Annotated in this window: 26 protein-coding genes, 1 tRNA gene and 1 pseudogene; 17 read left to right on the forward strand and 11 right to left on the reverse strand. The window is 38.9% G+C overall.

What is annotated here, in order from left to right:
* Nucleotides 1-69 precede the first annotated feature (69 nt).
* Nucleotides 70-399: a DciA family protein gene (locus E4T92_RS01285; protein WP_135093115.1), complete on the forward strand. Its 330-nt coding sequence runs from the start codon at nt 70-72 to the stop codon at nt 397-399.
* Here the strand turns inward: E4T92_RS01285 and E4T92_RS01290 are convergent.
* The 3 genes from E4T92_RS01290 to aroK are packed head-to-tail and all read right to left on the reverse strand — an operon-like array spanning nt 389 to nt 2,891.
* The gene (locus tag E4T92_RS01290; protein ID WP_135093116.1) at nt 389-1,240 is read right to left on the reverse strand and encodes a Dam family site-specific DNA-(adenine-N6)-methyltransferase; all 852 of its coding nucleotides are present in this window, start codon (nt 1,238-1,240) and stop codon (nt 389-391) included. The two genes, E4T92_RS01285 and E4T92_RS01290, sit on opposite strands and share 11 nt — an antisense overlap.
* 1 nt (nt 1,241) lies before the next feature.
* Entirely contained in the window at nt 1,242-2,330 is a 1,089-nt protein-coding gene (gene aroB / locus E4T92_RS01295) for a 3-dehydroquinate synthase (RefSeq protein WP_135093118.1), read from the reverse strand.
* Between the two features lie 18 nt (nt 2,331-2,348).
* Nucleotides 2,349-2,891, reverse strand: coding sequence for a shikimate kinase AroK (aroK, locus tag E4T92_RS01300; protein ID WP_077541526.1), 543 nt, complete (start codon nt 2,889-2,891; stop codon nt 2,349-2,351).
* Between the two features lie 261 nt (nt 2,892-3,152).
* Here aroK and E4T92_RS01305 point away from each other — a divergent pair, with 261 nt between their 5' ends.
* Nucleotides 3,153-3,995: a ZIP family metal transporter gene (locus E4T92_RS01305; RefSeq protein ID WP_135093119.1), complete on the forward strand. Its 843-nt coding sequence runs from the start codon at nt 3,153-3,155 to the stop codon at nt 3,993-3,995.
* A gap of 56 nt (nt 3,996-4,051) precedes the next feature.
* Here the strand turns inward: E4T92_RS01305 and plsB are convergent, their stop codons facing one another.
* A complete protein-coding gene (gene plsB / locus E4T92_RS01310) occupies nt 4,052-6,481 on the reverse strand; it encodes a glycerol-3-phosphate 1-O-acyltransferase PlsB (RefSeq protein ID WP_135093120.1) in 2,430 nt (809 codons plus the stop codon).
* Between the two features lie 158 nt (nt 6,482-6,639).
* Between plsB and lexA the strand changes: the two genes are divergently transcribed.
* Entirely contained in the window at nt 6,640-7,263 is a 624-nt protein-coding gene (lexA, locus tag E4T92_RS01315) for a transcriptional repressor LexA (RefSeq protein ID WP_077541532.1), read from the forward strand.
* Between the two features lie 134 nt (nt 7,264-7,397).
* The gene (dapF, locus tag E4T92_RS01320) at nt 7,398-8,222 is read left to right on the forward strand and encodes a diaminopimelate epimerase (RefSeq protein WP_135093121.1); all 825 of its coding nucleotides are present in this window, start codon (nt 7,398-7,400) and stop codon (nt 8,220-8,222) included.
* Nucleotides 8,223-8,378: 156 nt separating this feature from the next.
* On the opposite strand, the gene E4T92_RS01325 is transcribed toward dapF, so the two are convergent.
* Nucleotides 8,379-8,744, reverse strand: coding sequence for a helix-turn-helix transcriptional regulator (locus E4T92_RS01325; protein ID WP_135093122.1), 366 nt, complete (start codon nt 8,742-8,744; stop codon nt 8,379-8,381).
* Between the two features lie 127 nt (nt 8,745-8,871).
* Between E4T92_RS01325 and E4T92_RS01330 the strand changes: the two genes are divergently transcribed.
* Nucleotides 8,872-9,288, forward strand: a complete 417-nt coding sequence (locus E4T92_RS01330) for a hypothetical protein (protein WP_135093123.1) — start codon at nt 8,872-8,874, stop codon at nt 9,286-9,288.
* A gap of 76 nt (nt 9,289-9,364) precedes the next feature.
* Here E4T92_RS01330 and dusC read toward each other — a convergent pair whose 3' ends face one another.
* The 5 genes and pseudogenes from dusC to dauA form a co-directional block, all read right to left on the reverse strand.
* The gene (dusC, locus tag E4T92_RS01335; RefSeq protein ID WP_135093125.1) at nt 9,365-10,297 is read right to left on the reverse strand and encodes a tRNA dihydrouridine(16) synthase DusC; all 933 of its coding nucleotides are present in this window, start codon (nt 10,295-10,297) and stop codon (nt 9,365-9,367) included.
* Nucleotides 10,298-10,300: 3 nt separating this feature from the next.
* Nucleotides 10,301-11,161 carry a co-chaperone DjlA gene (gene djlA / locus E4T92_RS01340; protein WP_135093126.1) on the reverse strand — a complete coding sequence of 287 codons (861 nt, stop codon included), beginning with the start codon at nt 11,159-11,161 and terminating at the stop codon, nt 10,301-10,303.
* Nucleotides 11,162-11,232: 71 nt separating this feature from the next.
* Nucleotides 11,233-11,874, reverse strand: a complete 642-nt coding sequence (gene pyrE / locus E4T92_RS01345; RefSeq protein ID WP_135093127.1) for an orotate phosphoribosyltransferase — start codon at nt 11,872-11,874, stop codon at nt 11,233-11,235.
* Nucleotides 11,875-11,883: 9 nt separating this feature from the next.
* Complete coding sequence (rph, locus tag E4T92_RS01350) at nt 11,884-12,600, reverse strand: ribonuclease PH (protein WP_135093129.1); 717 nt, start codon at nt 12,598-12,600, stop codon at nt 11,884-11,886.
* A gap of 61 nt (nt 12,601-12,661) precedes the next feature.
* Nucleotides 12,662-14,402 (reverse strand): annotated as a pseudogene (dauA, locus tag E4T92_RS01355) (C4-dicarboxylic acid transporter DauA).
* A 125-nt stretch (nt 14,403-14,527) separates the two neighbouring features.
* Between dauA and E4T92_RS01360 the strand changes: the two are divergent.
* Nucleotides 14,528-14,617: transfer RNA gene (locus E4T92_RS01360), tRNA-Ser, on the forward strand.
* 213 nt (nt 14,618-14,830) lie between these two features.
* Entirely contained in the window at nt 14,831-16,039 is a 1,209-nt protein-coding gene (locus tag E4T92_RS01365; RefSeq protein WP_135093130.1) for an integrase arm-type DNA-binding domain-containing protein, read from the forward strand.
* Here the strand turns inward: E4T92_RS01365 and E4T92_RS01370 are convergent.
* The gene (locus E4T92_RS01370) at nt 16,000-16,284 is read right to left on the reverse strand and encodes an ogr/Delta-like zinc finger family protein (RefSeq protein ID WP_077462857.1); all 285 of its coding nucleotides are present in this window, start codon (nt 16,282-16,284) and stop codon (nt 16,000-16,002) included. The two genes, E4T92_RS01365 and E4T92_RS01370, sit on opposite strands and share 40 nt — an antisense overlap.
* 478 nt (nt 16,285-16,762) lie before the next feature.
* Here E4T92_RS01370 and E4T92_RS01375 point away from each other — a divergent pair, with 478 nt between their 5' ends.
* The 10 genes from E4T92_RS01375 (at nt 16,763) to E4T92_RS01425 (ending at nt 22,208) form a co-directional block, all read left to right on the forward strand.
* Nucleotides 16,763-16,984 carry an AlpA family transcriptional regulator gene (locus E4T92_RS01375; RefSeq protein WP_077462858.1) on the forward strand — a complete coding sequence of 74 codons (222 nt, stop codon included), beginning with the start codon at nt 16,763-16,765 and terminating at the stop codon, nt 16,982-16,984.
* Complete coding sequence (locus E4T92_RS01380; protein WP_135093131.1) at nt 16,981-17,676, forward strand: hypothetical protein; 696 nt, start codon at nt 16,981-16,983, stop codon at nt 17,674-17,676. The genes E4T92_RS01375 and E4T92_RS01380 overlap by 4 nt, the downstream gene beginning before the upstream one ends.
* Nucleotides 17,677-17,832: 156 nt before the next feature.
* A complete protein-coding gene (locus E4T92_RS01385) occupies nt 17,833-18,888 on the forward strand; it encodes a hypothetical protein (protein WP_135093132.1) in 1,056 nt (351 codons plus the stop codon).
* A 233-nt stretch (nt 18,889-19,121) separates the two neighbouring features.
* A complete protein-coding gene (locus E4T92_RS01390) occupies nt 19,122-20,132 on the forward strand; it encodes a phage major capsid protein, P2 family (RefSeq protein ID WP_135093133.1) in 1,011 nt (336 codons plus the stop codon).
* Entirely contained in the window at nt 20,122-20,382 is a 261-nt protein-coding gene (locus E4T92_RS01395; protein WP_135093134.1) for a hypothetical protein, read from the forward strand. The genes E4T92_RS01390 and E4T92_RS01395 overlap by 11 nt, the downstream gene beginning before the upstream one ends.
* A 46-nt stretch (nt 20,383-20,428) precedes the next feature.
* Nucleotides 20,429-20,644, forward strand: a complete 216-nt coding sequence (locus tag E4T92_RS01400) for a helix-turn-helix domain-containing protein (RefSeq protein WP_077462863.1) — start codon at nt 20,429-20,431, stop codon at nt 20,642-20,644.
* Between the two features lie 270 nt (nt 20,645-20,914).
* Nucleotides 20,915-21,502, forward strand: a complete 588-nt coding sequence (locus E4T92_RS01410) for a host cell division inhibitor Icd-like protein (RefSeq protein ID WP_135093135.1) — start codon at nt 20,915-20,917, stop codon at nt 21,500-21,502.
* Nucleotides 21,495-21,746: a hypothetical protein gene (locus tag E4T92_RS01415; protein WP_135093136.1), complete on the forward strand. Its 252-nt coding sequence runs from the start codon at nt 21,495-21,497 to the stop codon at nt 21,744-21,746. Before E4T92_RS01410 ends, E4T92_RS01415 begins: the two co-directional genes overlap by 8 nt.
* Nucleotides 21,733-21,921 (forward strand): hypothetical protein, encoded by a 189-nt coding sequence (locus tag E4T92_RS01420; RefSeq protein WP_135093137.1) that lies wholly within the window; start codon nt 21,733-21,735, stop codon nt 21,919-21,921. Before E4T92_RS01415 ends, E4T92_RS01420 begins: the two co-directional genes overlap by 14 nt.
* An 8-nt stretch (nt 21,922-21,929) precedes the next feature.
* Nucleotides 21,930-22,208, forward strand: coding sequence for a hypothetical protein (locus tag E4T92_RS01425; RefSeq protein ID WP_135093138.1), 279 nt, complete (start codon nt 21,930-21,932; stop codon nt 22,206-22,208).

The raw sequence follows: 22,208 nt of genomic DNA on the forward strand, positions 1-22,208 counted from the left end.
TTGTTTCTTATAAAAATTGCGTGTATTGTAGCGGAAATCTAAATCTATGTCATTTATTGGGGTTATTTCATGGAAAACAAGGCAGATCGTTATCAAAAAGCGGTCAATATTGTGGATGTTATTGAGCAATCTTCTTTTTCTCAAATGATGAGAAAAGGATTAGCAATTCACGAATTAAATCAAAAACTTAAACTCACTTTTCCACAGGAATTTCAGGGTTTATTCCGGATTGGCCGGATTAATGGTGATAGCCTTTTTATTGAGGTGGCGAATGCGATTGTGCGACAAGGGATCTTATTTCGTCAGACAGAATCCCTCAAATTTATCCAAATTGACTATCCGCAAGTGAAACGGTTAGAGATAAAGATTAACCCTGAATTTAAGAAAGTCACCCTTTAAAAATAGCAATCAACTCTTTCACTTTAACTCGTTTTTCCGAATTCTGGCTAATAGAACGCTGAACTTTCATTGCTTTAAATTTCGCACCCTTATAGAGTTCACGCGTGAATTTTGTATCGTGATTGGAAATCAACACGGGAATTTGCTTCTCTTTTTGTATTTTTTTCGCAACCTCTGCTAAGGTGCGTTGGTGCTCCAAACCAAAGTCATTTCCGGCATAACCGGTGAAATTGGTATGTTGATGCAGTGGCGCATAAGGGGGATCACAATAAATCACTGAGGTATTGTCAGCCAGTTCAAAGGTTTCTTGAAAATCACCACAAAAAAAGACCGCACTTTGAGCCTTATGAGCGAAATAGCGTAACTCATTTTCTGGAAAATAGTGGGTTTTATAGGCGCCAAAAGGGACATTAAATTCATTCTTGCTGTTATAGCGACATAAACCGTTAAACCCAAAGCGGTTGAGGTAGAGGAAAATGATAGAACGTTCAAAAGGATCGTTAGATTCATTAAATTGACGGCGTTTAGCATAGTAATATTCTGGGGTGTTGGCATTTGGTGCATAGAAAATGGGTTTACAGGCTTTGATATAGCCTTCAACATCAGCTTTGATAATATTGAATAAGTTAATCAAATCAGGGTTGATATCCGCCAAAATATAGCGTTCAAAATTTGTATTCAAAAATACTGCACCGGCACCAACAAAGGGTTCAACTAAACATTGTTTTTTCTTTGGAAAAGCATTGTTTATTTCATCCGTTAAACGAAATTTACCACCGGCCCATTTTAAAAATGGGCGGTGTTTGATATTTGACTTAATTTGTTTTTTCGGACGTGGCATTTTAGTCCGTTTGTGTGCAACGTCGAATAGCGTTTAACACGAGGGTATGATCAGTGTTTGTTGCGACATAGGCTTGACCAAGCGATTTAAGCAACACAAGACGAAGTTTACCGGCAAGCACTTTTTTATCACGCATCATGTGCGGTAAGTAATCTTCCGGTTGCATAGTATCGGGTGATACCGTAGGTAAATTGGCGCGGGCAAGGAGTTTTTCTAGGCGAGAGACATCTGCTAAAGAAAGATGACCTAATTCTTCAGAGAGTGCTGCGGCCATCATCATTCCTGTAGAAACTGCTTCACCATGTAACCAATTGCCATAACCTAAATGGGTTTCAATAGCATGACCAAATGTATGACCGAGATTGAGTAAGGCACGATCACCTTTTTCTGTTTCATCGCGAGCAACCACATCCGCTTTGATCCGGCAACAGCGTGCAACACAGTGTTGAAGTGTATCTTGTTTCAGTGCGACGAGATCATCAATATGTTTTTCTAACCAAACAAAAAATTCATTATCAAGAATGGCACCGTATTTTATCACTTCGGCAAGGCCTGCATTCACTTCACGCTTTGGTAGTGTGTTGAGTGTCAAAGTATCGATCAGCACCATGGAAGGTTGATAGAAAGCACCAATCATATTTTTACCGAGCTCATGATTGACGGCAGTTTTTCCGCCAACAGAAGAATCCACTTGTGAAAGTAGCGTGGTTGGAATCTGAATTAAACGCACTCCCCGTTGATAGCTTGCCGCAGCAAAGCCGGCGACATCACCAATCACTCCACCGCCAAGGGCGATAATTGTTGTATCACGCCCGTGATTCGCTTTTAAAAGCGCAGTAAAGATTAGGTTTAATGACTCAAGGGTTTTATATTTTTCACCATCGGGAATGAGAACATACTCGGTAACAGCCCCTTGCTTTTGAAGTGCTGTCATGACGCTTTCCAAGTAAAATTGTGCGACAGTAGGATTCGTCACAATCATTACCCTATCCCCTTGCTTTACCGGGTAATTTTGTTCATTTTGGAGTAAACCACTACCAATCAAAATCGGGTAACGACGTTCTTGCAACTCTACATTGACGCACAACATAATTTATCCCTTTTTATATTAAAGCGAACTATTTAATCCATTCATATTGTCAATTAAATCAACAATTTGATTCACCATTACTTTGGTGTTTTGCTCATCGGTTGGAAGTGTGATGTCGGCAATTTCCTCATAAAGTGGATTGCGAATTTTTGCTAACTCTTCCAAGACTTGACGAGGATCATCAACACCTTGTAAGAGCGGTCGTTTTTTATCACGTTGTGTACGTTGGAATTGTTTATCAACAGTCGTCTCTAAATAAATCACAATGCCACGAGCAGATAGATAATTACGGTTATCTTTAGACATCACTGCCCCGCCTCCGGTAGAGAGTACGATACCTTGCATCTGTGTTAATTCATTAATGACCCGTTCCTCACGCTTACGGAAACCTTCCTCTCCTTCTAAATCAAAAATCCAACTAATATCTGCACCGGTACGTTCTTCAATAACGGCATCGGAGTCTAAAAAGTCCATGTTTAATTGCTGTGCTAATTGGCGTCCAATAGTGCTTTTACCTGCTCCCATTGGGCCCACTAAAAAAATATTACGTTTTTCAGCCATTGTTTTTTTCTAACGATAAATTTACTCAAAATTGATCTTTTAAAAAGAGAAAGCAAAACCACAAAAGGTTGCGAAAAGATCACCCAAAAATCTTTGGGATTATCGCAATAAATCACCCTAATTTTCAACCTTTAAAGGGAATTTATTTTGGAAAACCTTAAAGAGCGGTTAGAAAATGTATTTTTATTTGCCTATCAGATTAACAGATTGAGCTTTTATTCTTGCAAATGTATAGTAGGCATAGTTTTTATGAGGGATTTTATGACGACACTTTTTTATTCTTTTTTATCGCTTAACCCGGTATTACAGGCATTGATCGCTGGCTTATTTACGTGGTTTTGCACGATTTTTGGCTCTGCCTTTGTGTTCTTTTTTAAACAGGTTAATCAGAAACTGCTTGATAGTATGATGGGATTTGCTGCCGGCGTAATGATTGCCGCTTCTTTTTGGTCGTTACTAGAGCCATCTTTTGAATTTAGTAAACAAAACCAAAGTGAATGGTATTGGCTTCCGACGCTCGTTGGATTTTTGATAGGGGGATTATTTTTACGTGGAGTGGATTACCTTGTTCCTCATTTGCATTTAAGTAAACCGATTGAAGAGGCGGAAGGTATGCAGCCCCGCCGTAGATTATCCAAATCCATGTTACTTTTCTTGGCAATTACTATTCATAACATTCCTGAGGGGCTTGCGATTGGTGTGGCATTTGGTGCTGTGGCAACGCTTAGTGAAAATGCAGATACCCTTCCTTTGACATTAAGTGCTATTGGGCTTGCGATTGGTATGGGGTTACAAAATGTGCCGGAAGGCTCTGCGTTGTCTATGCCACTTCGGGCTGAAGGGCATAGCAGAATGAAAGCCTTTACTTACGGAGCTTTCTCCGCCATTGTTGAGCCTATTGGTGCTGTGATTGGTGCATTATTTGTGATATCCATGACATCAATTCTTCCTTATGCTCTCGCCTTTGCAGCAGGGGCGATGATCTTCGTTGTGGTTGAAGAGCTTATTCCCGAATCACAAAGTAACGGTAATACCGATATTGCGACACTCAGCTTAATGTTGGGTTTTTCGTTGATGATGATTTTAGATGTGGCATTAGGGTAGCAATTAGAAAAAATGTGCGGTTAAAATCGTTTTGAATTTTAACCGCACTTTGATTGCTATTCTATCTCTTCTGCTTTTTCAACCGTACCTTTAATGGTCAGGCTAATTTCTGTGGAAATGAGATGCTCAAGGATGGAGGATAATGCATTCAAATAAGGAAGATTACCCTGACCTTGCTCATCAAAATAGCCCTCCTCTTTTAAATTCGCAATAAATGCAGAGAATACTGCTTTATCAAAGAATTCCGGTGCATTAATACCATGTAAGACTGACAGGCGTTGTGCGACTAACTGACTTTCTTTTTCTAAGGTTGCACGGGAGATTTGTGGGTCTTTCTGTAAGATAGTCGTTGTGATGTAGTAACGTTGTAAAATTTCACGCACTCCGGCAGACCAAAGTTGTAAAATTCGGACTTTTGAACGGTCGATAGAAAGGAGATTTTCACGGTTATGGATTACCCCTTGACGTGTAAATTCCGTAATAATTTTGCTTACTTGTTGTTTTAATTCTTCCTGATTGAAATGTAGGAAAAGTTCGCCTTTTAAGAATGGGTAGATTTTACTGACGGCATCTAATAAGAGATCTTTCTGAATTGCCTCATAATGGAGCACAATACTCGCAACCAAAGAGGGTAAAACAAAGGCGTGTTGAATGTTATTACGATAGTAAGTCATTAATACCGCTGAGGTGCGTTCAAGACGAACAATTTCACCAAAGTTATCTTTTTCAATTAATACACCGACACGATCAAGACTTAATACGTGTTCTAACATCGCTTTAGGTGAATCTGTTGGAATGACCATATCTTCGGAATAAGGTGCATTTTGCAACATTTGTTGGTAGCTATCCAATTGCTCAAGCAATTGTTCACGGGCAAGGGCGCGCTGACGAGAGGAGAGTAGCGTTGTTCCCACTAAATTCATAGCATTGACAGCCGCTGCTTTATTGATGTTAATCATCACTTGGCGGGAAACCATATCTACAGCTTGATTAAACCAATGAGGTTTGTCTTCGTGGTTATTTTCTTTCCAATTAGGAAAATGTTGATTGAGATAATTGGATAGCGTAATCGGCTCACCAAAATTCACGAAACCTTGTCCTAAATTACGTAATTTTTTAATCACACGAATCACCAAGCCTGCGTTTTCTTTTTCTTTTGCCGCACCGCGTAATTCTTTTGCATAAGTGTCCACTTCCAACACGTGTTCATAGCCCACATAAACAGGAACGACTGAAATGGGACGGCTTTGATTATGTTGAAGGGCTTGCAAGGTCATTGACATCATTCCCGTTTTGGGTGCGAGTAAACGACCGGTACGGGAACGCCCACCTTCAATAAAATATTCTACCGAATAGCCTCGATGGAATAATTCTGCTAAATATTCTCGGAAGATAGCGGAATAAAGTCGATTACCTTTGAAAGTACGGCGAATAAAGAACGCCCCCCAACTACGGAAAAGACGGCCTACCGGCCAGAAATTAAGGTTAATTCCCGCCGCAATGTGGGGAGGGACTAAGCCTTGATGATAAAGTACATAAGAAAGCAATAAATAGTCAATGTGGCTTCGGTGGCAAGGGACATAGACAATCTCATGACCTTCAAGGGCAAGCTTACGAACACGATCCGCATTTTGTACATCAATGCCGGAATATAACTTATTCCATAGCCAACGTAAAAAACGATCTGCCGCTCTAAGACTAGAATGGCTCACATCTGCTGCGATCTCATCTAAAATTTTGTAGGCTTCTTTTTCTGCTTTTTCACGGCTAATATTTTTACTTTTGGCCTCATCTTCAATTGCCGCTTGAATAGCAGTGGATTGTAGAAGTTTATTAAACATCGCTTTACGATTCGGCAAACGTGGCCCCGTAGCTGAAATACGCTGACGGGCAAAGTGCATTTTGGCAACACGTGCTAATTTTTGTGCCATTTTCTCATCAGAACCATATTCGTTCACCATATAGCGTAATGAAACTGCTTGAGAAAAACGCACAAAGGTATCACGCCCAAACCAAATCGCCGCAAAGGTTTTTTGTACACCATTCAATAATCGTAAGTTGGGTAAAGCTGCTTTATCTTCATGTCCCGGTGAGCGCCCCCAAAGAACGGAAACCGGTACGATTTGTACATCTAAATCTTCAAAGGTGCGGTGTAATTCTAAATAGTTGTTAAATACCTGAGTAGTTTCGTCTTTTGCACCTTTTGATTTAAAAAAACGACGTCCCTCATCTAAATACACATAGCGGGGCAAACTGACGCCATGCACATCATTTTTCTGAGCGGGATCCGGTAAACCTACATTCAAACAATTTCGACGGAAAATCACAAAATCGGTTTGAGAGGTATAGGGTAAAACATAGACGATAGGTTGGGAAAGATTAAGTTGAAGTTCTTCAGCTGGATTGGCTGGGATAGGATTATTTTTTACTAAGAACGATAAGGGAAATTCTAACAGTTTACGATAGGCATTCACGATACTCGACATAATCAGGTTCTCTTTTGTTATCAATTATCGACTCAATAATATCATATTAGACCAGTTATAATCCCTTAAAATTTTGGTATGAAATATAAATAACGGTTGCAACAGCCTTTCTTCTGTATATAATGACATAATCTCTGTATATAACAACAGGAGTGGCTATGAAACCATTAACCAATAGACAACAGGAAGTATTGGATTTATTAAAACGGCATTTAGAAACAACGGGGATGCCGCCAACACGAGCCGAAATTTCGCGTGAATTGGGTTTTAAATCCCCTAATGCGGCGGAAGAACATCTGAAAGCATTAGCTCGGAAAGGGGCGATTGAGATTATCTCTGGCGCATCACGAGGTATCCGTATTTTAGATGATGGTACAAGTGATGAGCAGGAAGGACTACCGTTGATTGGCCGTGTTGCGGCAGGTGAGCCGATTCTTGCAGAACAGCATATTGAAGGGACTTATCGTGTGGATGCCACAATGTTTAAACCACAAGCAGATTTTTTGCTTAAAGTCTATGGGCAATCTATGAAAGATATCGGCATTCTGGATGGTGACTTGCTCGCAGTCCACAGTACAAAAGATGTGAGAAATGGGCAGGTAATTGTTGCACGTATTGAAGATGAGGTTACAGTGAAACGTTATGAGCGTAAAGGTTCCATAATTTATCTTCACGCCGAAAACGAAGAATTTCAGCCTATTGTTGTAAACTTGGAAGAACAGCCTTATTTTGAAATTGAAGGTATTGCTGTGGGGATTATTCGTAATAATGCTTGGATGTAAGTATTCATCAAAGCTAAAAGTGCGGTCAAATTGATCGCATTTTTTATGCTTCTTTCTCGTTTTTGCTCATTTGCTATTCCCTTTGTTGGTTACTATAATGCGAAGCCATCACTTTAAAGAATTTAAGGATAGCAATGCAGTTTTCCAAAATGCACGGTTTGGGCAATGATTTTGTCGTTGTCGATGCGATTACACAAAATGTTTATTTGGCTCCGGAAACCGTTAAACGCCTTTCAGATCGCCACCGCGGAATTGGCTTTGATCAACTTTTGATTGTTGAACCGCCTTACGATCCTGATTTAGATTTCCATTATCGTATTTTTAATTCAGATGGCACTGAAGTTTCACAATGTGGTAATGGTGCTCGTTGTTTTGCACGTTTTGTGACACTTAAAGGTTTAACCAATAAGAAAAATATTGCTGTTAGCACCCAAAAAGGAAAAATGATTTTAACGGTGCAAGACGATGGGCAAGTTCGTGTAAACATGGGGGAACCCATTTGGGAGCCTGCAAAAATTCCTTTTATCGCGAATAAATTTGAAAAAAATTATATCTTGCGTACAGACATTCAAACCGTTTTATGCGGTGCGGTCTCTATGGGAAATCCTCATTGTGTTGTGCAAGTAGAAGATATTTACAGCGCAAATGTTGAACAACTCGGGCCTTTACTTGAAAATCACGAACGTTTTCCTGAACGTGTTAACGTTGGGTTTATGCAAATAATAAACCGTAACCATATAAAATTACGTGTGTATGAACGTGGGGCCGGAGAAACCCAAGCCTGTGGTAGTGGAGCATGTGCCGCTGCAGCTGTGGGAATCATGCAAGGTCTGCTTGATAACAAAGTACAAGTTGATTTACCGGGGGGAAGTTTGATGATTGAATGGCAAGGAGCAGGACAGCCACTTTATATGACGGGTGATGCTACTCATATTTATGATGGATATATTCAAATTTAAAGCAAAAAGTGCGGTCAATTTTAAGCGCACTTTTGAGCTATTACGGTAGTATGTCGAAAATGCACAAAAACAAACATTTCAATGAGATATGGGGACACACAGTGTGTCCCGAAAAAACAGTTTTGTGCACCTGCTATACATAACATTGAGCTGTGATTAAGTATTTTCTAATAGTGTTATCACTTTTTTTAAGGCTTCAATTTCATTATCTTTTGCCTCAAGTAATTGCTTTAACTTTTCGTTTTCAATAGATAGCTTTTCGTTTGAACCAAAATAATTACTATAATTTGAGTGGTTATCCCCAATAGAACAAATAACAAAACGTTCACCATCATCTAATAGCTGTGCAACATTGATATTAAACACTTGTGCAATCTGTTTTAATTTTTCCACACTCATATTCGTTTGCCCTCTCTCAATTTTTGCATAACCTGTTGTGGACATTCCCAATTTCTCAGCCATTTCTTCTTGCGTCCAGTGATTCATTTCACGCATAATTTTAATTTTTTCTGATGATTCCATAACTTACCTTATTAGTCACTTTTTAACTCTTTCAGCATTTCAAATAGCTCTTCGAGTTACTGGATTAAATTTGCATTAAAAATAACATAATAATCCCTTAGAACCAATTTTCATTCAGGAAATTAATATGAAAAAACTATGTACAATAGTTGTGTCTCTTGCATTACTTTCTGCTTGTAGCACTACTCTAGAAGGGAGTTCAAAGTTAAGAGAACAAAGCTTAACATCAGTCGAAAACAAAATTATTGCTAATGTTACCACTAAAAATGAAGTAAGAGAATTTATGGGTGAACCTACAGGAATTTATCAACAGCCTAATGATTTAAGTGAAATTTGGTACTATGAATCTTACGAAAAACATAGCAATTATACTCCAGTAGCACTCTTTCCAATCACGCTACCATTAAGTATTGTTTTCGGACACAATTTCATGAAACCAAGTGTTGAAAAGAAAAATGAAAAACAGCTAAGGGTAAAAATTGATACTGGCACAAATAAAGTCACCAACGTATCAACAGCAGTAACAAATAGATCTTGGTATTAATTTCTAAATCTTTATTGGTAGTGAGATTAAACTTTAAAGCACAAAAGTGCGGTTGCTTTTGACCGCACTTTTCGTTTTATATTTGTCCCAATTTTTTCCGCAAATCTTCAGCCGTTTGGCAAGTTCTAATCTGTTCAAACATCGCATTAGCTTCATTATACTCTTTATTCAAGTAACGTAGCCATTGCTTAATGCGAGCAACATGGTAAAAGCCCGAATCGTGAGAATTCTCCATTTCGGCATATTTTTGTAACATTGTCTGAATTTCTGTCCATGGCATTTTTGGCAGATTTGATTTTAAGACATGACTTAAATTTGGTATGTTTAATGCGCCACGCCCTACCATAAGGTCATGACAACCTGTTTTTGCAATACAATTTTGTCCATCTTGCCAATGCCAAATTTCACCATTTGCAATGACGGGGATAGAGAGAGATTGACGAATTTCACCAATTTTTTCCCAATTAATGCAATCAGCCTGATAGCCATCAGTCTTGGTTCGACCATGAACCGTGATTTCTGTCGCACCGCCTTGTTGTACTGCATCGGCAATTTCAATAGCTTGGGAAATATCGTCCCAACCTAAACGCACTTTTACGCTTACGGGATAGGATATCGGAACCGCTTTTCGTAGAGCCTGTGTTGCACGATAAATTAATTCAGGCTGTTTGAGTAATGCGGCACCGCCGTGGCTTCCATTGACGGTTTTAGAAGGGCAACCGCAATTAAAATCAATACCGTGTGAACCGAGATTAATGGCACGAATAGCATTTTCGGCTAAGTAATCAGGATGTTGTCCAAGTAACTGAACCCGTACCGGTGTACCTGAAGGTGTGAAACCTTGATTTTTGAGTTCAGGGCATAAGCGATAAAAGACTTTTTCAGGAAGACACTGATCTACAACACGGATAAATTCTGTAACACATAAATCGTAATCGTTGATTTCAGTCAGAAGTTGGCGTACAAAAGGATCGAGTACGCCTTGCATTGGGGCGAGAATGACACGCACGCTTTATTTCCAGCCCTTTGATTTACAAATCAAATCATAAGCGGCCTGGATTTGTTGTGCTTTTTCTTTCGCCATTTCCATCATCTCCGGCGGTAATCCCTTCGCCACGAGTTTATCTGGGTGATGTTCATTCATTAAACGGCGATATGCCCGTTTGACCGTATTTCGATCATCGGATTCGTTCACACCCAGCACTTTATAGGCATCATTCAACGTTGGTCCGGAAGATTGTTGATAGGCGTTACGATTTTGTTGATATTCATAGTTGCCACGTTGTTGATATGCGCCTTGTTGATAAAACCCTCCTTGGGTGAAAGCTCGAGCGGCCATTTCCATCGCAATCATTTGTTCAAATTGCATACGGGAAAGTCCGAGTTCTTCTGCAATAACATAAAGCACTTCTTTTTCGCCTTCATGTAATTGTGCGTCAGAGAATGCGGCTTGCACCTGTACATGTAAGAACATCCGCAATAAATCTGCTCGTTGTCCACAACCAATACGAAATTCACGAATAACTTGGCGAATAGGGAAATCGGTTTCTTTGCCTCGGCGAAATGCATCTTGAGCAAGACGGCGACCTTGATCATCCAATTTCATTTGTGCCATTAATTGATTGGCAAGTTGAATGTCTTCTTCGGTCACACGACCTTTCGATTTACTCAAATGCCCCAGTACGGCAAAGGTTGTCTGCATAAAAAGTGCTTGGCGTGTTGTTTTTCGATTAAAAAAGCTCGAATTGACAGCACCCAGTTCATAGAGCTTTTTATCAGCTATGGAGCCTAAAATAAATCCTGCTATGGCACCAAAAAATCCGCCGATTTTCCAGCCGATGAACACCCCTAAAATTTTTCCAATAAAATTCATTCTGTCCTCTAAAAAGTGCGGTTGTTTTTGCGTGTTTTCTAAAATAGCGACAAAGATCGATTTATCAAGTTTTATACGCCAAATTCTGCACGATAAGCACGCATTGTTGGCAAGTGATCACGATATTTTGGATCTTGTTCAATAAATTGCATTAAATCGTCTAAATCAATGATTGATAATACTCGACATTGGTAATCCCGTTCTACCTCTTGAATGGCTGAAAGTTCTCCTTTGCCTCGTTCTTTACGATTTAGGGCGATTAATACGGCTGCCAGTTCGGCATTATTGGCGTTGATGAGTGTCATGGATTCACGGATAGCGGTTCCTGCGGTGATCACATCATCAACTAATAAAATTTTGCCTTGCAATGGACTCCCGATTAAAGTTCCTCCCTCTCCATGATCTTTGGTTTCTTTACGATTAAAACAGACGGCTTTATCAATACCGTAGCGATTAAACAATGCGACAGAAACTGTTGTACCAATGGGAATCCCTTTGTAAGCCGGGCCAAAAATAACATCAAAATCAACCGCACTTGCTTGAATTGCAGAGGCATAAAACTCACCCAATCGGGCTAAATCCGCCCCACTATTGAAGAGACCCGCATTAAAAAAATATGGACTTTTACGCCCTGATTTCAACGTAAACTCGCCGAATTTCAGTACCTGACGGCTGAGGGCAAATTCAATAAAATCACGTTTATATTGTTCCATTTTCTATCCTTATAAGCCTAGGGCTTCACGTTGTGCGGCAAAGATTTGATGGCAACCTTGTTTGGCTAATTCAAGTAAAGTGAGTAATTCCTCATGGCTGAACGGCTCGCCTTCTGCCGTACCTTGTACCTCAATCATACGGCCGTCTTCCATCATCACGACATTCATATCCGTTTCTGCCGCTGAATCCTCTACATATTCTAAATCACAAACGGCTTCTCCCTCGACAATCCCAACGGAAATCGCCGAAACTAACCCTTTAATTGGATTCGTTTTTAAAGTTCCGTTTTTGATTAATCCATTAATTGCGTCATACAATGCAACCGCCGCGCCGGTAATTGCGGCAGTACGAGTGCCACCATCTGCTTGAATGACATCGCAATCTAGGGTAATGGCTCTCTCACCCAGTGCATTTAAATCCACCATTGCACGTAAAGAACGGGCGATTAAGCGTTGGATTTCCATTGTACGTCCACCTTGTTTACCCTTTGTGGCTTCACGTTGCATACGGCTATGCGTAGAGCGTGGCAACATACCATATTCAGCGGTTACCCAACCTTGGTTTTGACCTTTTAGAAAACGTGGTACGGTCTCTTCCACCGTGGCAGTACAAAGCACTTTTGTATCCCCAAACTCAACTAAAACGGAACCTTCCGCATGTTTAGTATAATGGCGGGTAATTTTAATTGGGCGAGGCTGATAATTCTCTCGATTATTCGGGCGCATTGAATATTCCTTTAATCTGTTAATAAAAAAGCGCACTATTCTAGCACGCTTTTGTTTTTCCTTATGGATTAGATCCCTCAAAATGACGAATTTTATTAAAGCTTTCTTTTAAATCCGAAGCAAAATTGATTTTTTGTATTTCCGGGGCGCTGTTTGACTTCACTAACATTCTCAAAGGTTGGAATTGCATATTGCATAAGTAAAGCTGCTGATGGGGGAGCATATGTTGTACGAAACGCGTGAGTGCATGAATCCCCCCTGTATCCAATACGGTCACCGCATCACACTGTAGCACAATATGTTTGATTTCGTGATCAGTATGAACAGTTTTATCGTGTAACTCCGCAAACAATTTGTCTGCTGCGGCAAAAAATAGAGGGCCACTGATACGATAAACCAAAACATCATTGAGATCCTCCGGTGAATTTTGCTCAATGGCTTTGGTCATTTCAGCAATCGTGCGAATAAATAATAGGCTCGCTAAGAGTACACCAACGGTGATGGCGATGACCATATCAAATAGCACAGTCAAAATTAAACAGGTAAATAATACGGTAAGCTCGTTTTTACTCGAACGACGGGCAAGGCTAATTATTTCATGTATGCTTGCCATATTCCAGGCCACGACTAAAAGTAGTGCCGCCATAGAGGATAGGGGTAAATAAGAAAGCGCTGGTGCAAAAAATAATAACGCAAATAATACTAAAAGGGCATGCACAACACTGGCAATAGGTGAGACCGCACCAGATTTAACGTTGGCGGTGGAACGAGCGATAGCTGCTGTTGCTGTAATGCCGCCAAAGAATGGCGAAAAGAGGTTTCCTAACCCCTGAGCTAATAACTCATTGTTTGAATGATGTTTGGTGTCTGTCATATTGTCTAGAACCACAGCACAGAGTAATGATTCAATTGCCCCTAATACAGCCATAGAGAAGGCCGCGGGCAGCAAGGTCTGTAGGCGATCAAAATTCCATTGGATCAATTCACCTTGAGCATTTGGCACATTCCACGGTAGGGAAAAATCGGGTAATACATTGGGAATTCCTTGTCCTATAGAGCCGTCCGGTAGCGTATATTGGAATGCAGAGCCAATGGTCTCGATATAAAAACCGAAATGCTGTAAGAGTAATGCCAGTATAGTTCCGATTATCAGCTGGTAAATGACCAGGTATCGCAACACGTAGTTTATGCCATTGTGTTAATACCAATAATGTTGTGGCACCCACAATTGTATCTGACCAACTAATGGTTGGAAGTGCGGTAAAAATAGCATGAGTTTTCTCCAAATAATGAGCGGGCATTTGTTCAATCTTTAACCCTAGAAAATCTTTAATTTGCAGCGTTCCTATGGTAATACCTATCCCACAGGTAAAGCCCAGAGTAACGGGTAGAGGAATGTATTCAATTAGTCGACCGAGGCGGAATAGCGCCATTAAGATTAAAATTACACCGGAAAGTAAGGTTGCCATCAGCAAACCACTCAAGCCGAACTGCTGGGTCACTGGATATAAAATAACGACAAAAGCGGCTGTGGGGCCGGAAACATTGAAACGTGAACCACCGCTTAGAGCGATGATAATACCTGCAATAATTGCGGTATAAAGCCCATGTTGTGGTGCGACACCACTCGCAATCGCTAATGCCATAGAAAGAGGAATGGCAATGACTCCGACCGTTAAGCCTGCAATGATATCTCGAAATAGTGATTTTTTCGTATAACCGAGTCGAAATGAATCTTTCAGTGCACTGAAAGGTTTTACGGCTAAAAATACATTTTTAGAAAACAATGATTTGAGGTGCATAAAAAAACAACAAGAGATGAATAAAATATCGCTATTTTAACGAAAATTTAAGAAGATTTTTATATTCTGGCTCAAAAAACTTGACTAAATTTCTGCAAATCTTTATAGTTTGTGCACCTCAACACGGTGAGATGTCCGAGTGGTTGAAGGAGCACGCCTGGAAAGCGTGTATGTGGGGAACTGCATCGGGGGTTCGAATCCCCCTCTCACCGCCAGAACACAATTCATCAACGTTCACCAACGTTCATTTCAGATAAAAATTCATTAATATTTCAATGAGTTACTATTCATAGATGTTCATTACTGTTTATTTCTGATTGCTTATAGCCGCACTTTTTAGATCCCTGTTTAGATCCCTCACTGTTTAGGGCTTTTTGCGAGGGATCTAAAAATGCGATTACGCCTTATTCTTTATGAGATGATGTGATATGAGCAAGATAGTTAAACCTTTAACAAATACAACGATTCAGAATCTTAAAGCCGCCGAAAAAGAATACATTAAATCAGATGGGGGTGGACTTTATATCAGAATTAAACCTAATGGTGCTAAGATTTGGTACTTTGCCTATAAATGGCAGGGGAAACACAGAAAACTTAGTTTAGGGTCGTTCCCTGATTTATCTCTTATTCATGCACGCGAATTAGCGCGGGAATATCGGGGACTTATTTTACGTAATGTTGATCCGCTAAAGTATCGCCAATCTTTAAATGAGGTTGTAGAGGAAAAGAAAATCACCTTTGCAGAGATGGCGATTAGATGGCGCGATAAACGGTTAAAATTAGGGAAACTCAAAGCGCAAACCGTAAATGAAGCATTCCGTCGCGTAGAGTTGCATTTATTCCCTAAAATCGCAGATCTGCCGATTGATGAGGCAAATTATGAGACTTTTGGCCCGGCGCTTTCACCGCTGAAAAATTCCAATACGCTTTATAAAATCAATATTGCTATTAATCAGATTTTTAGAATGGCAGAAGATGAAGATTTGATTATTAAGAATCCTTTTCGCAATATTCATGATGAATTTACGTATGTAGAGACAAGGAATTACCCGACCATTAAGCCGGAAGATTTGCCGCGCCTATTCCAAGTGTTACAAGGGGCAGATGTGAAGAAACCGACCGCACTTTTAATCGAGTGGCAGTTATTGAGCATTTTGAGAAGTTCCGAGGCGGTAACGATAGAATGGGCTGATATTGACTGGGAGACGAAAGCCTTACATATTCCGGCAGAGCGAATGAAAGGCGGTAAGCGTGCGCATAGTGTTCCACTTTCCTCTCAAGCCTTGAATGTGTTAGAGCAAATGCGCCGTTATACCGGCAACCGTAAATATGTATTTTGTAGCCGTGTTGCGCCTTATAATCGCCCTATGAATAGCGGTGCGGCTAACGTGGCATTAAAACGAATGGGATTTAAAGATTTGTTAGTTGCTCACGGCTTGCGCAGCATTGCCAGCACTTATCTTCATGAGCTTGATATTTTTTCATCAGAAGCCATTGAGCTTTGTTTATCCCATGAGAACCGCGGTAAGGTGCGCGCGGCGTATGATAAATCGAAAAAATGGCGCTCCCGACAAGAAATTATGCAGAAATGGGGCGATTATGTGGAAGAATGTAAATTTAAGGCACTTTGCTCTTGATCATTCATTAACACTTCTAGAATTTCTTGTTTTTTGTCATTCGGTAAGCAAGTGAGGATATATTTAAAATAATCTTGTTCTTTTAATTTACTAGGCTTTGTTGTGTGACTAAATTCTAAATTTAATACGAATTTATGCCCACAATCCTGATTTTTACAGGTGCAATAAAGTTTAGTAAATTCCTTATGTTCTCTTTGACTTTTGTTTATTAGGGCTTTTGCACCGCATATTTTACACTCTACCATTTATCGCTTTTCCCTCTCTTAACTGAAATGTTTTTTCGTCATCTCGCCCACGTAAAATCTTAAAACCCATTATAAATCAAATGGTTATACTTTGTATCAAGAAAATCACACTTTTTCTTAAGTGAAAAATAGTGAAAAAGTATGTAATTTTTACAGTTAAGAATTAGTTAAAGCGATATATTTAAAGCTAGATATAGCAAGGGTTTTCGCTATTTTAGTGGCTGAAAATTAACTGTAATTTTATCAATTTTTAACGCAAATTCGGCGGGGGAGGAAGTGGATTTTCCGTGGCGTGGGGTTTTCCGTGAAAAATTTCCGTAGCATGCCGGCTAACTGTTTATTTTTTATCCTTTTATTGTGCTTTCTCATTTCACAATTAAATTTTCTATTCGATCCGAGATAAATATTTTATTTTTGCCCTATCCAATGGGATGAATTTGGATACCTATGAATCTACTTTTTTATGATAAGGAAAGTTATGGCCGAGAAGACAGCACAGGCGGAACGATTTATTAAACTGCCGGAAGTGATGAATAAAACAGGCTTAGGGCGCTCCACAATCTATCGAAATATGAAAGCCGGTGAATTTCCTAAAAGTATTCAACTGAATAAACAAAATTCAGTTTGGCTTGAAAGTGAAGTGAATGCCTGGATGAAAGAGCAAATTAACAAACGAAACCAAAAGGAGACAAACCAATGACACTACAAAACCCAGAAAAGCAAGCGGAACTAGAAAAGCTGATTGCAGAACTAAACAAAAATAATCAAGCCTTTTTAGCCATTCAAGATAAGGCTTTAACGATTAAATCAAACATTGAACGTAATCAAAAAATGATTGAGGCACTGGAACAGGAAAACCAAGAGGCACAAAAAGAAATTGATAATCTTCAAGTAAGTGATACCGGTGAAATTAATTTTGAGGGCTTTGATGAAGTTTCCGAGCGTGTGAGTAAAAATACATTAAAGATTAATGCACTGAATAAAGTTATCACAAAATTTGATGCGAAATTAAAACTTCTATTAATCACAGAATATAAAGCATTTTCAGATAACTCTATCAGTATCAAAACAAAAGCCTTAGATTTAATTGCTCAAGAATTCATGGAAGATTTTTTCAAAAGTGAATCTATGAAGAAAATCAATGAAATCTATTCAATTCTATTTGAAAATAAAAGTAGCGTTCTATTCGGAAATTATATTAACTATGATTATAGTGGCGCTTTCTTGAATTTCTTTGTTAGTAAAATTAAAACTCATTTAGATGAAAAAATTGATATTAGCCATTTAAAAATTAATATGCCGGAGATTAAATTTAACATTCCTAACCCGGGCGGCGGCTCATGGCAAAAGCGTGAATATATACGCGAACTAGAAGAGCTGGCTAATCAGTAGTTGAAAATTGTGAATGACGTAATGCCCCGTAGAAGATACGGGGCTTTTTTATGTCTCTTTGAACGATTTGGGAAGATTTGGGATAACTTGAGACTAGTCACCATCCTTGTGATATGCTATCTTCACACTATATAAAAACACAGTAAAGGAACTGTTATGGGGCTATACTCTGTTGAACAAGATTTTTTCACTATTGAGCAGTTTATTTCGAACTTTAAGCAAGAATATGACAAAGAAATATCTATTGATAATATTTTAGATTTTTTTGAGAATGAAAAAATCTCTTTGTTTTTATTCGTAAAGAAAAATGAAGATGGAATAAGAATCGCGAGTAGTATTTTTAAATTTGATGAAATTAGCGTTAGGTATAGTAGAAATGAACCCGATAAAACTGTGCTTTTTCATTCTAACAAAAAAATGGAAGCTATGAATGGCGGTTTATTTCAATTTGAAATAAAAGATTATATTAAAAACAATCATGTATCTTTATATAATGATGAAAATAAATATCATAGCATTTCAGGGATAACAAATAGTAAGCTATATTATAAAGGCATATCAGAAAACCTGAATCAAAAACAAGATGAAGAAATAGAAATAATAGATGAACAGGAAATATTAATACTGAATGACTGTTTTCTAAGTGGTTACTTTAAAATACCAAAAGGACAATTAAAATTATCTTACTTAATTAAACCGGAAATGATTCCAGAAAAACTAAATACTATTATAGAATCATTATTACCTGAGCTAGAAATTTATAGCCATTATGAATTTTTAGGAAACGAAGAGTTCAAAAAGAGCTTTAAAACTTCAATAATAAATATTTTCATTCCTGATTACTTAGATAAATTAAGAATAGATTTTTTTAAAAATCTCTATATCTCAAAGGATGATATTGAAAGAATTAAAAAAGAGTTAAATTTACTTTCTATTTTTGATACAAGAAAACCAAATAACAAATCAGACGATGAAATGTACCAAAGTATTATCAATGCCTTAGTTTTTATGCATCATCCTAAATTTCAGAAAGTGAACCGGAAAGATTTTTTTATCACAGATAAAAACCGCCCTTCATTTAACGCTATATCCGAAGCAATTAGCGATATTTTGGAAGAAATGGAAAGCAAGATGGGCTATTCCGGAAAAGTGAGGAAAGCCAAAACTATCGCCCCATTTTTGGAAAAATTCCTAGAGAGAAGCCCATATTAAGAGCGACCCGCCCCAGACATGGGGCTTTTTTATACTTATTTTTTCCCAAAATCCCCGAAATTTTTCTAAAAAACGTCAAATTTTTCCAAAAACAGCCAAATTTTTCTAATTTTCGCATCGACTTTTTTTATCTGCCTACAATCCTCAACGCAATCGAAAATAAACAAATGGTGAACGTTGATTAAGATTGCGGAGTATATAAACACACTTTACTTTTTAAAGAGGAAAACAACATGACAACATCCCCACTAAAACAATATGCCAGCCAATTGGCGGCAAAATATCAAGATAAATTGGATGAAAGAAAAGACGTTTTATTATCCATTTCACTCAATGACAAGGCGCAACAAGAGCTGATGAAAGATTTTAAAACCCGTTCTGATTTTCTCAATTCGATTAACTGGATAACAGTGAAAAATCAAAAAGATAAAAAAATCTTTGGGGCATTAAAAGGCACAACAACGGGGCGCAAACAAGATGGGCGTAATCGTTCTATTGTGGAATATGGCGACATTTATCAACTCCAAGAAATCGACAGCGGTGTGCAAATTGATTGGCGTTTAATTGATGAGCTTGAAGTGATTCAAGATAACTTTTCGGAAAATTTCACCCGCTTGACGGAACAGCAATTTATTTTAGATATGCTGCAAATGGGCTGGTATGGTGAAAGCGAGGCGACAAACACACAAGCGGAAGATCTATCCGATGTGGTGAAAGGTTGGCTCGCCCAACTGAAAGAACAAAACCCGGCAAATATCATCACGGGCGGAAAAAGTGCGGGTAAAATTACTTTATTTTCTGAACAAGCCGATTATAAAAATTTAGACGAATTGGCGACCGCACTCCGCAATAAATTGCCGGCCCAATATCAAGAACGCAATGATCTTGTTTTCTTTGTGGGGGCGGATTTAGTGGCGAAAGCGAATGCCAATATTCAAGGGGCGTTTAATTATTCAGAAAATAACGGTATCAACAATCTTTATCTATCAAATTATTTTGGCGGTATGCCGGCAATTATTCCGCCGCAATTCCCACGAAAATGCGCCGTAGTTACCACGTTAAAAAATCTAAGCATTTATACACAAAAAGGCAGTTGTCACCGCTCAATTTATAATGATGAAGAGACAATGGATTATATCAGCGCTTATTTAAGACAAGAATGTTATATCGTGGAAAATCTTAATTTAATGGCGGCGATAGAATACAAAAACGTAATATTGGGAGATGAAGAAAATGGAAAGTAAAGAAATGATAAAAAGTAGAGATGTTGCATTATCTTTACTAGAAAAATTTAAAAAATTACCGCTTCATCAACAAAACCAATTTATAGATGAAATTAGGTATGAATTAAATCATGAAAAAATATTAAGAAATAGTGCTATTTTTCCTGATTATGGAAAATTAACAGGAAATGAAAAGATGATGTTTTATTTTGCATTAGGTTTACATGTGCAAGAAGAAAAGAAACAGACAGAAAATTTTATTGCCGTTTAATAAATAAAAGTGCGGTCAATTCCGCACTTAAATAAAAGGAAAGAATATGACATTAAAAGCCTTATTAACGATTCAAGAGTTAGAAGAAATGGGGATTGCCTCTCGCACAAAAATTTATTATTTAGTGAAACGGGGCGATTTTCCCAAACCGCTTAAATATGACAGAACTAACCGATGGGCGCGTGAAGATGTGCAAGCCTGGTTAGATAAACAAAATCCCAACCATACAAAAGGCGACGAAGATGGCAGGCTTGCGGCTTAATTGCCCGGAATGTGGAAAAGCATTGAAAATCCGGAGTTCCACACGCCCTAGCGCAGTTGTGACGGTTGCTCACGTTTATTGCGAATCATGCGAATTGAAAGGCATTGTTCGCGCCGGATTTGAACAAGGGCAATTTGCGCAATTTTCGCCCGTAGCTCAAACACACCGATGGGCGCAAGATAACAAAGCGGAAACCTCAAACAAAAAATAAGGGCTTACCCCGAAAGATAAGCCCGTTCCCTATAACGACAATTTAAAGCGAATAATTCAATGAACTATTTAAACGACAATCTACCGTTTAATGCGGTAGGGCGCAACTTTTTTACGCCCCAAAACAGAAAATTTTTACAAAGCGGCTTGACAGTTAAAACGAAATTAAACTATATTAAATCCGCTTTAGCAAAATCTAAAGCCGGTCACTGCAAGATCGTTTTATTATTACAGGCGAACAGCACGCCAAATCGTGCTTTTTTTGTTCGTAGCGTTTACGCACCTATTCAATATAGCCTATTTTCTGATAGTCTATTCTCAATGGTAGCGCATAATGGGAAAGGTTCCGCCCTTTGCCGTTTTCCTGTAATAACGGTTTTGCAGCCCGTTATGTGCTACCGCCCAAGCCTGCAAACTTTAGCGGTAGTTCCTCAAAATTTATTACAGGAAGCCGCAGAAATGATCTACAAATTTCTATGCGTGAATCGCACGCACTCGCACTTTAATTTGTGCGTTAAAACTATTCAAGCCAACAACGAAACTAACGCGCGCCTAAGCCTTAGCGCCGATTTTCAATGCCTTTCACTTATCGCCAAAATCAACCCGAAATTTAACCGCACTTTTACGCAAAGGGGGATTTATGCCTAATCTTTCCCTTTCTTTTCTTGATGAAATTCAAACGGAAGTTTCACGCCTTGAAACCCTAGGTACGTGCTTAGAAATGGCTGGTGCTACCGATTATTTGAAAGATGTAAACGAATTGCGCGGCTTTATGTTGAATATTGCGCACTTTCAACAGTTACAGATCGACCGAATTCAAGGGAAATTGGATCAATGTTTTCCCAAATCCCAACCTACTTTATCGAAAGGAGCGCGCCATGATAACGCATAGAATCACCTTACCAAATGGCACACTGATTGAAATTTTTAGCGATGAAGAGGGGATCGCCCTATGGCAGAAAGCCGAGCGATTAGTACAACAAACGCAATTTATCAAAGCGAAAACACAACGCCGCAAGAAAAAACAACGCATCCAACAAAAACAAGCAAGACGGCAACAACGCTAGGGGGGAATATGGAAAATAAACCAAATACGACCGATTTTTTATTAAAGGAATTAGAAAACCTGAAAGCCCGCGTGCAAACCATAGAAGCGCAACAATTAAACGCCGATAAAATATGGACACCACACGATATAGCCGATTATGCGGGCTGTTCTTATGGTTATGTGATTCAAACCTTAATTAAATTGCCGGGCTTTCCGGCAACCTTAGGCGACCCACGCCCACGCAGCCCGAAAAAATACCGCGCCGGCGACGTGATTGCGTTTTTTAAGCATAGAAATCAAGGTTAG

The organism is Pasteurella sp. WM03, assembly GCF_004570945.1.
Taxonomy (GTDB): Bacteria; Pseudomonadota; Gammaproteobacteria; order Enterobacterales; family Pasteurellaceae; genus Rodentibacter.

What these genes read in the sequence shown, in the direction of transcription:
- E4T92_RS01330 (WP_135093123.1), top strand. Translation starts at nt 8,872, where the DNA reads ATGAAAAAACTATGTACAATAGTTGTGTCTCTTGCATTACTTTCTGCT.
- E4T92_RS01385 (WP_135093132.1), top strand. Translation starts at nt 17,833, where the DNA reads ATGGGGCTATACTCTGTTGAACAAGATTTTTTCACTATTGAGCAGTTT.
- E4T92_RS01400 (WP_077462863.1), top strand. Translation starts at nt 20,429, where the DNA reads ATGACATTAAAAGCCTTATTAACGATTCAAGAGTTAGAAGAAATGGGG.
- E4T92_RS01365 (WP_135093130.1), top strand. Translation starts at nt 14,831, where the DNA reads ATGAGCAAGATAGTTAAACCTTTAACAAATACAACGATTCAGAATCTT.
- E4T92_RS01305 (WP_135093119.1), top strand. Translation starts at nt 3,153, where the DNA reads ATGACGACACTTTTTTATTCTTTTTTATCGCTTAACCCGGTATTACAG.
- E4T92_RS01370 (WP_077462857.1), bottom strand. Translation starts at nt 16,284, where the DNA reads ATGGTAGAGTGTAAAATATGCGGTGCAAAAGCCCTAATAAACAAAAGT.
- E4T92_RS01375 (WP_077462858.1), top strand. Translation starts at nt 16,763, where the DNA reads ATGGCCGAGAAGACAGCACAGGCGGAACGATTTATTAAACTGCCGGAA.
- E4T92_RS01415 (WP_135093136.1), top strand. Translation starts at nt 21,495, where the DNA reads ATGCCTAATCTTTCCCTTTCTTTTCTTGATGAAATTCAAACGGAAGTT.
- plsB (WP_135093120.1), bottom strand. Translation starts at nt 6,481, where the DNA reads ATGTCGAGTATCGTGAATGCCTATCGTAAACTGTTAGAATTTCCCTTA.
- aroB (WP_135093118.1), bottom strand. Translation starts at nt 2,330, where the DNA reads ATGTTGTGCGTCAATGTAGAGTTGCAAGAACGTCGTTACCCGATTTTG.
- pyrE (WP_135093127.1), bottom strand. Translation starts at nt 11,874, where the DNA reads ATGGAACAATATAAACGTGATTTTATTGAATTTGCCCTCAGCCGTCAG.
- E4T92_RS01325 (WP_135093122.1), bottom strand. Translation starts at nt 8,744, where the DNA reads ATGGAATCATCAGAAAAAATTAAAATTATGCGTGAAATGAATCACTGG.
- E4T92_RS01290 (WP_135093116.1), bottom strand. Translation starts at nt 1,240, where the DNA reads ATGCCACGTCCGAAAAAACAAATTAAGTCAAATATCAAACACCGCCCA.
- E4T92_RS01285 (WP_135093115.1), top strand. Translation starts at nt 70, where the DNA reads ATGGAAAACAAGGCAGATCGTTATCAAAAAGCGGTCAATATTGTGGAT.
- E4T92_RS01420 (WP_135093137.1), top strand. Translation starts at nt 21,733, where the DNA reads ATGATAACGCATAGAATCACCTTACCAAATGGCACACTGATTGAAATT.
- E4T92_RS01380 (WP_135093131.1), top strand. Translation starts at nt 16,981, where the DNA reads ATGACACTACAAAACCCAGAAAAGCAAGCGGAACTAGAAAAGCTGATT.
- djlA (WP_135093126.1), bottom strand. Translation starts at nt 11,161, where the DNA reads ATGAATTTTATTGGAAAAATTTTAGGGGTGTTCATCGGCTGGAAAATC.
- dapF (WP_135093121.1), top strand. Translation starts at nt 7,398, where the DNA reads ATGCAGTTTTCCAAAATGCACGGTTTGGGCAATGATTTTGTCGTTGTC.
- rph (WP_135093129.1), bottom strand. Translation starts at nt 12,600, where the DNA reads ATGCGCCCGAATAATCGAGAGAATTATCAGCCTCGCCCAATTAAAATT.
- E4T92_RS01395 (WP_135093134.1), top strand. Translation starts at nt 20,122, where the DNA reads ATGGAAAGTAAAGAAATGATAAAAAGTAGAGATGTTGCATTATCTTTA.
- lexA (WP_077541532.1), top strand. Translation starts at nt 6,640, where the DNA reads ATGAAACCATTAACCAATAGACAACAGGAAGTATTGGATTTATTAAAA.
- E4T92_RS01410 (WP_135093135.1), top strand. Translation starts at nt 20,915, where the DNA reads ATGAACTATTTAAACGACAATCTACCGTTTAATGCGGTAGGGCGCAAC.
- E4T92_RS01425 (WP_135093138.1), top strand. Translation starts at nt 21,930, where the DNA reads ATGGAAAATAAACCAAATACGACCGATTTTTTATTAAAGGAATTAGAA.
- aroK (WP_077541526.1), bottom strand. Translation starts at nt 2,891, where the DNA reads ATGGCTGAAAAACGTAATATTTTTTTAGTGGGCCCAATGGGAGCAGGT.
- E4T92_RS01390 (WP_135093133.1), top strand. Translation starts at nt 19,122, where the DNA reads ATGACAACATCCCCACTAAAACAATATGCCAGCCAATTGGCGGCAAAA.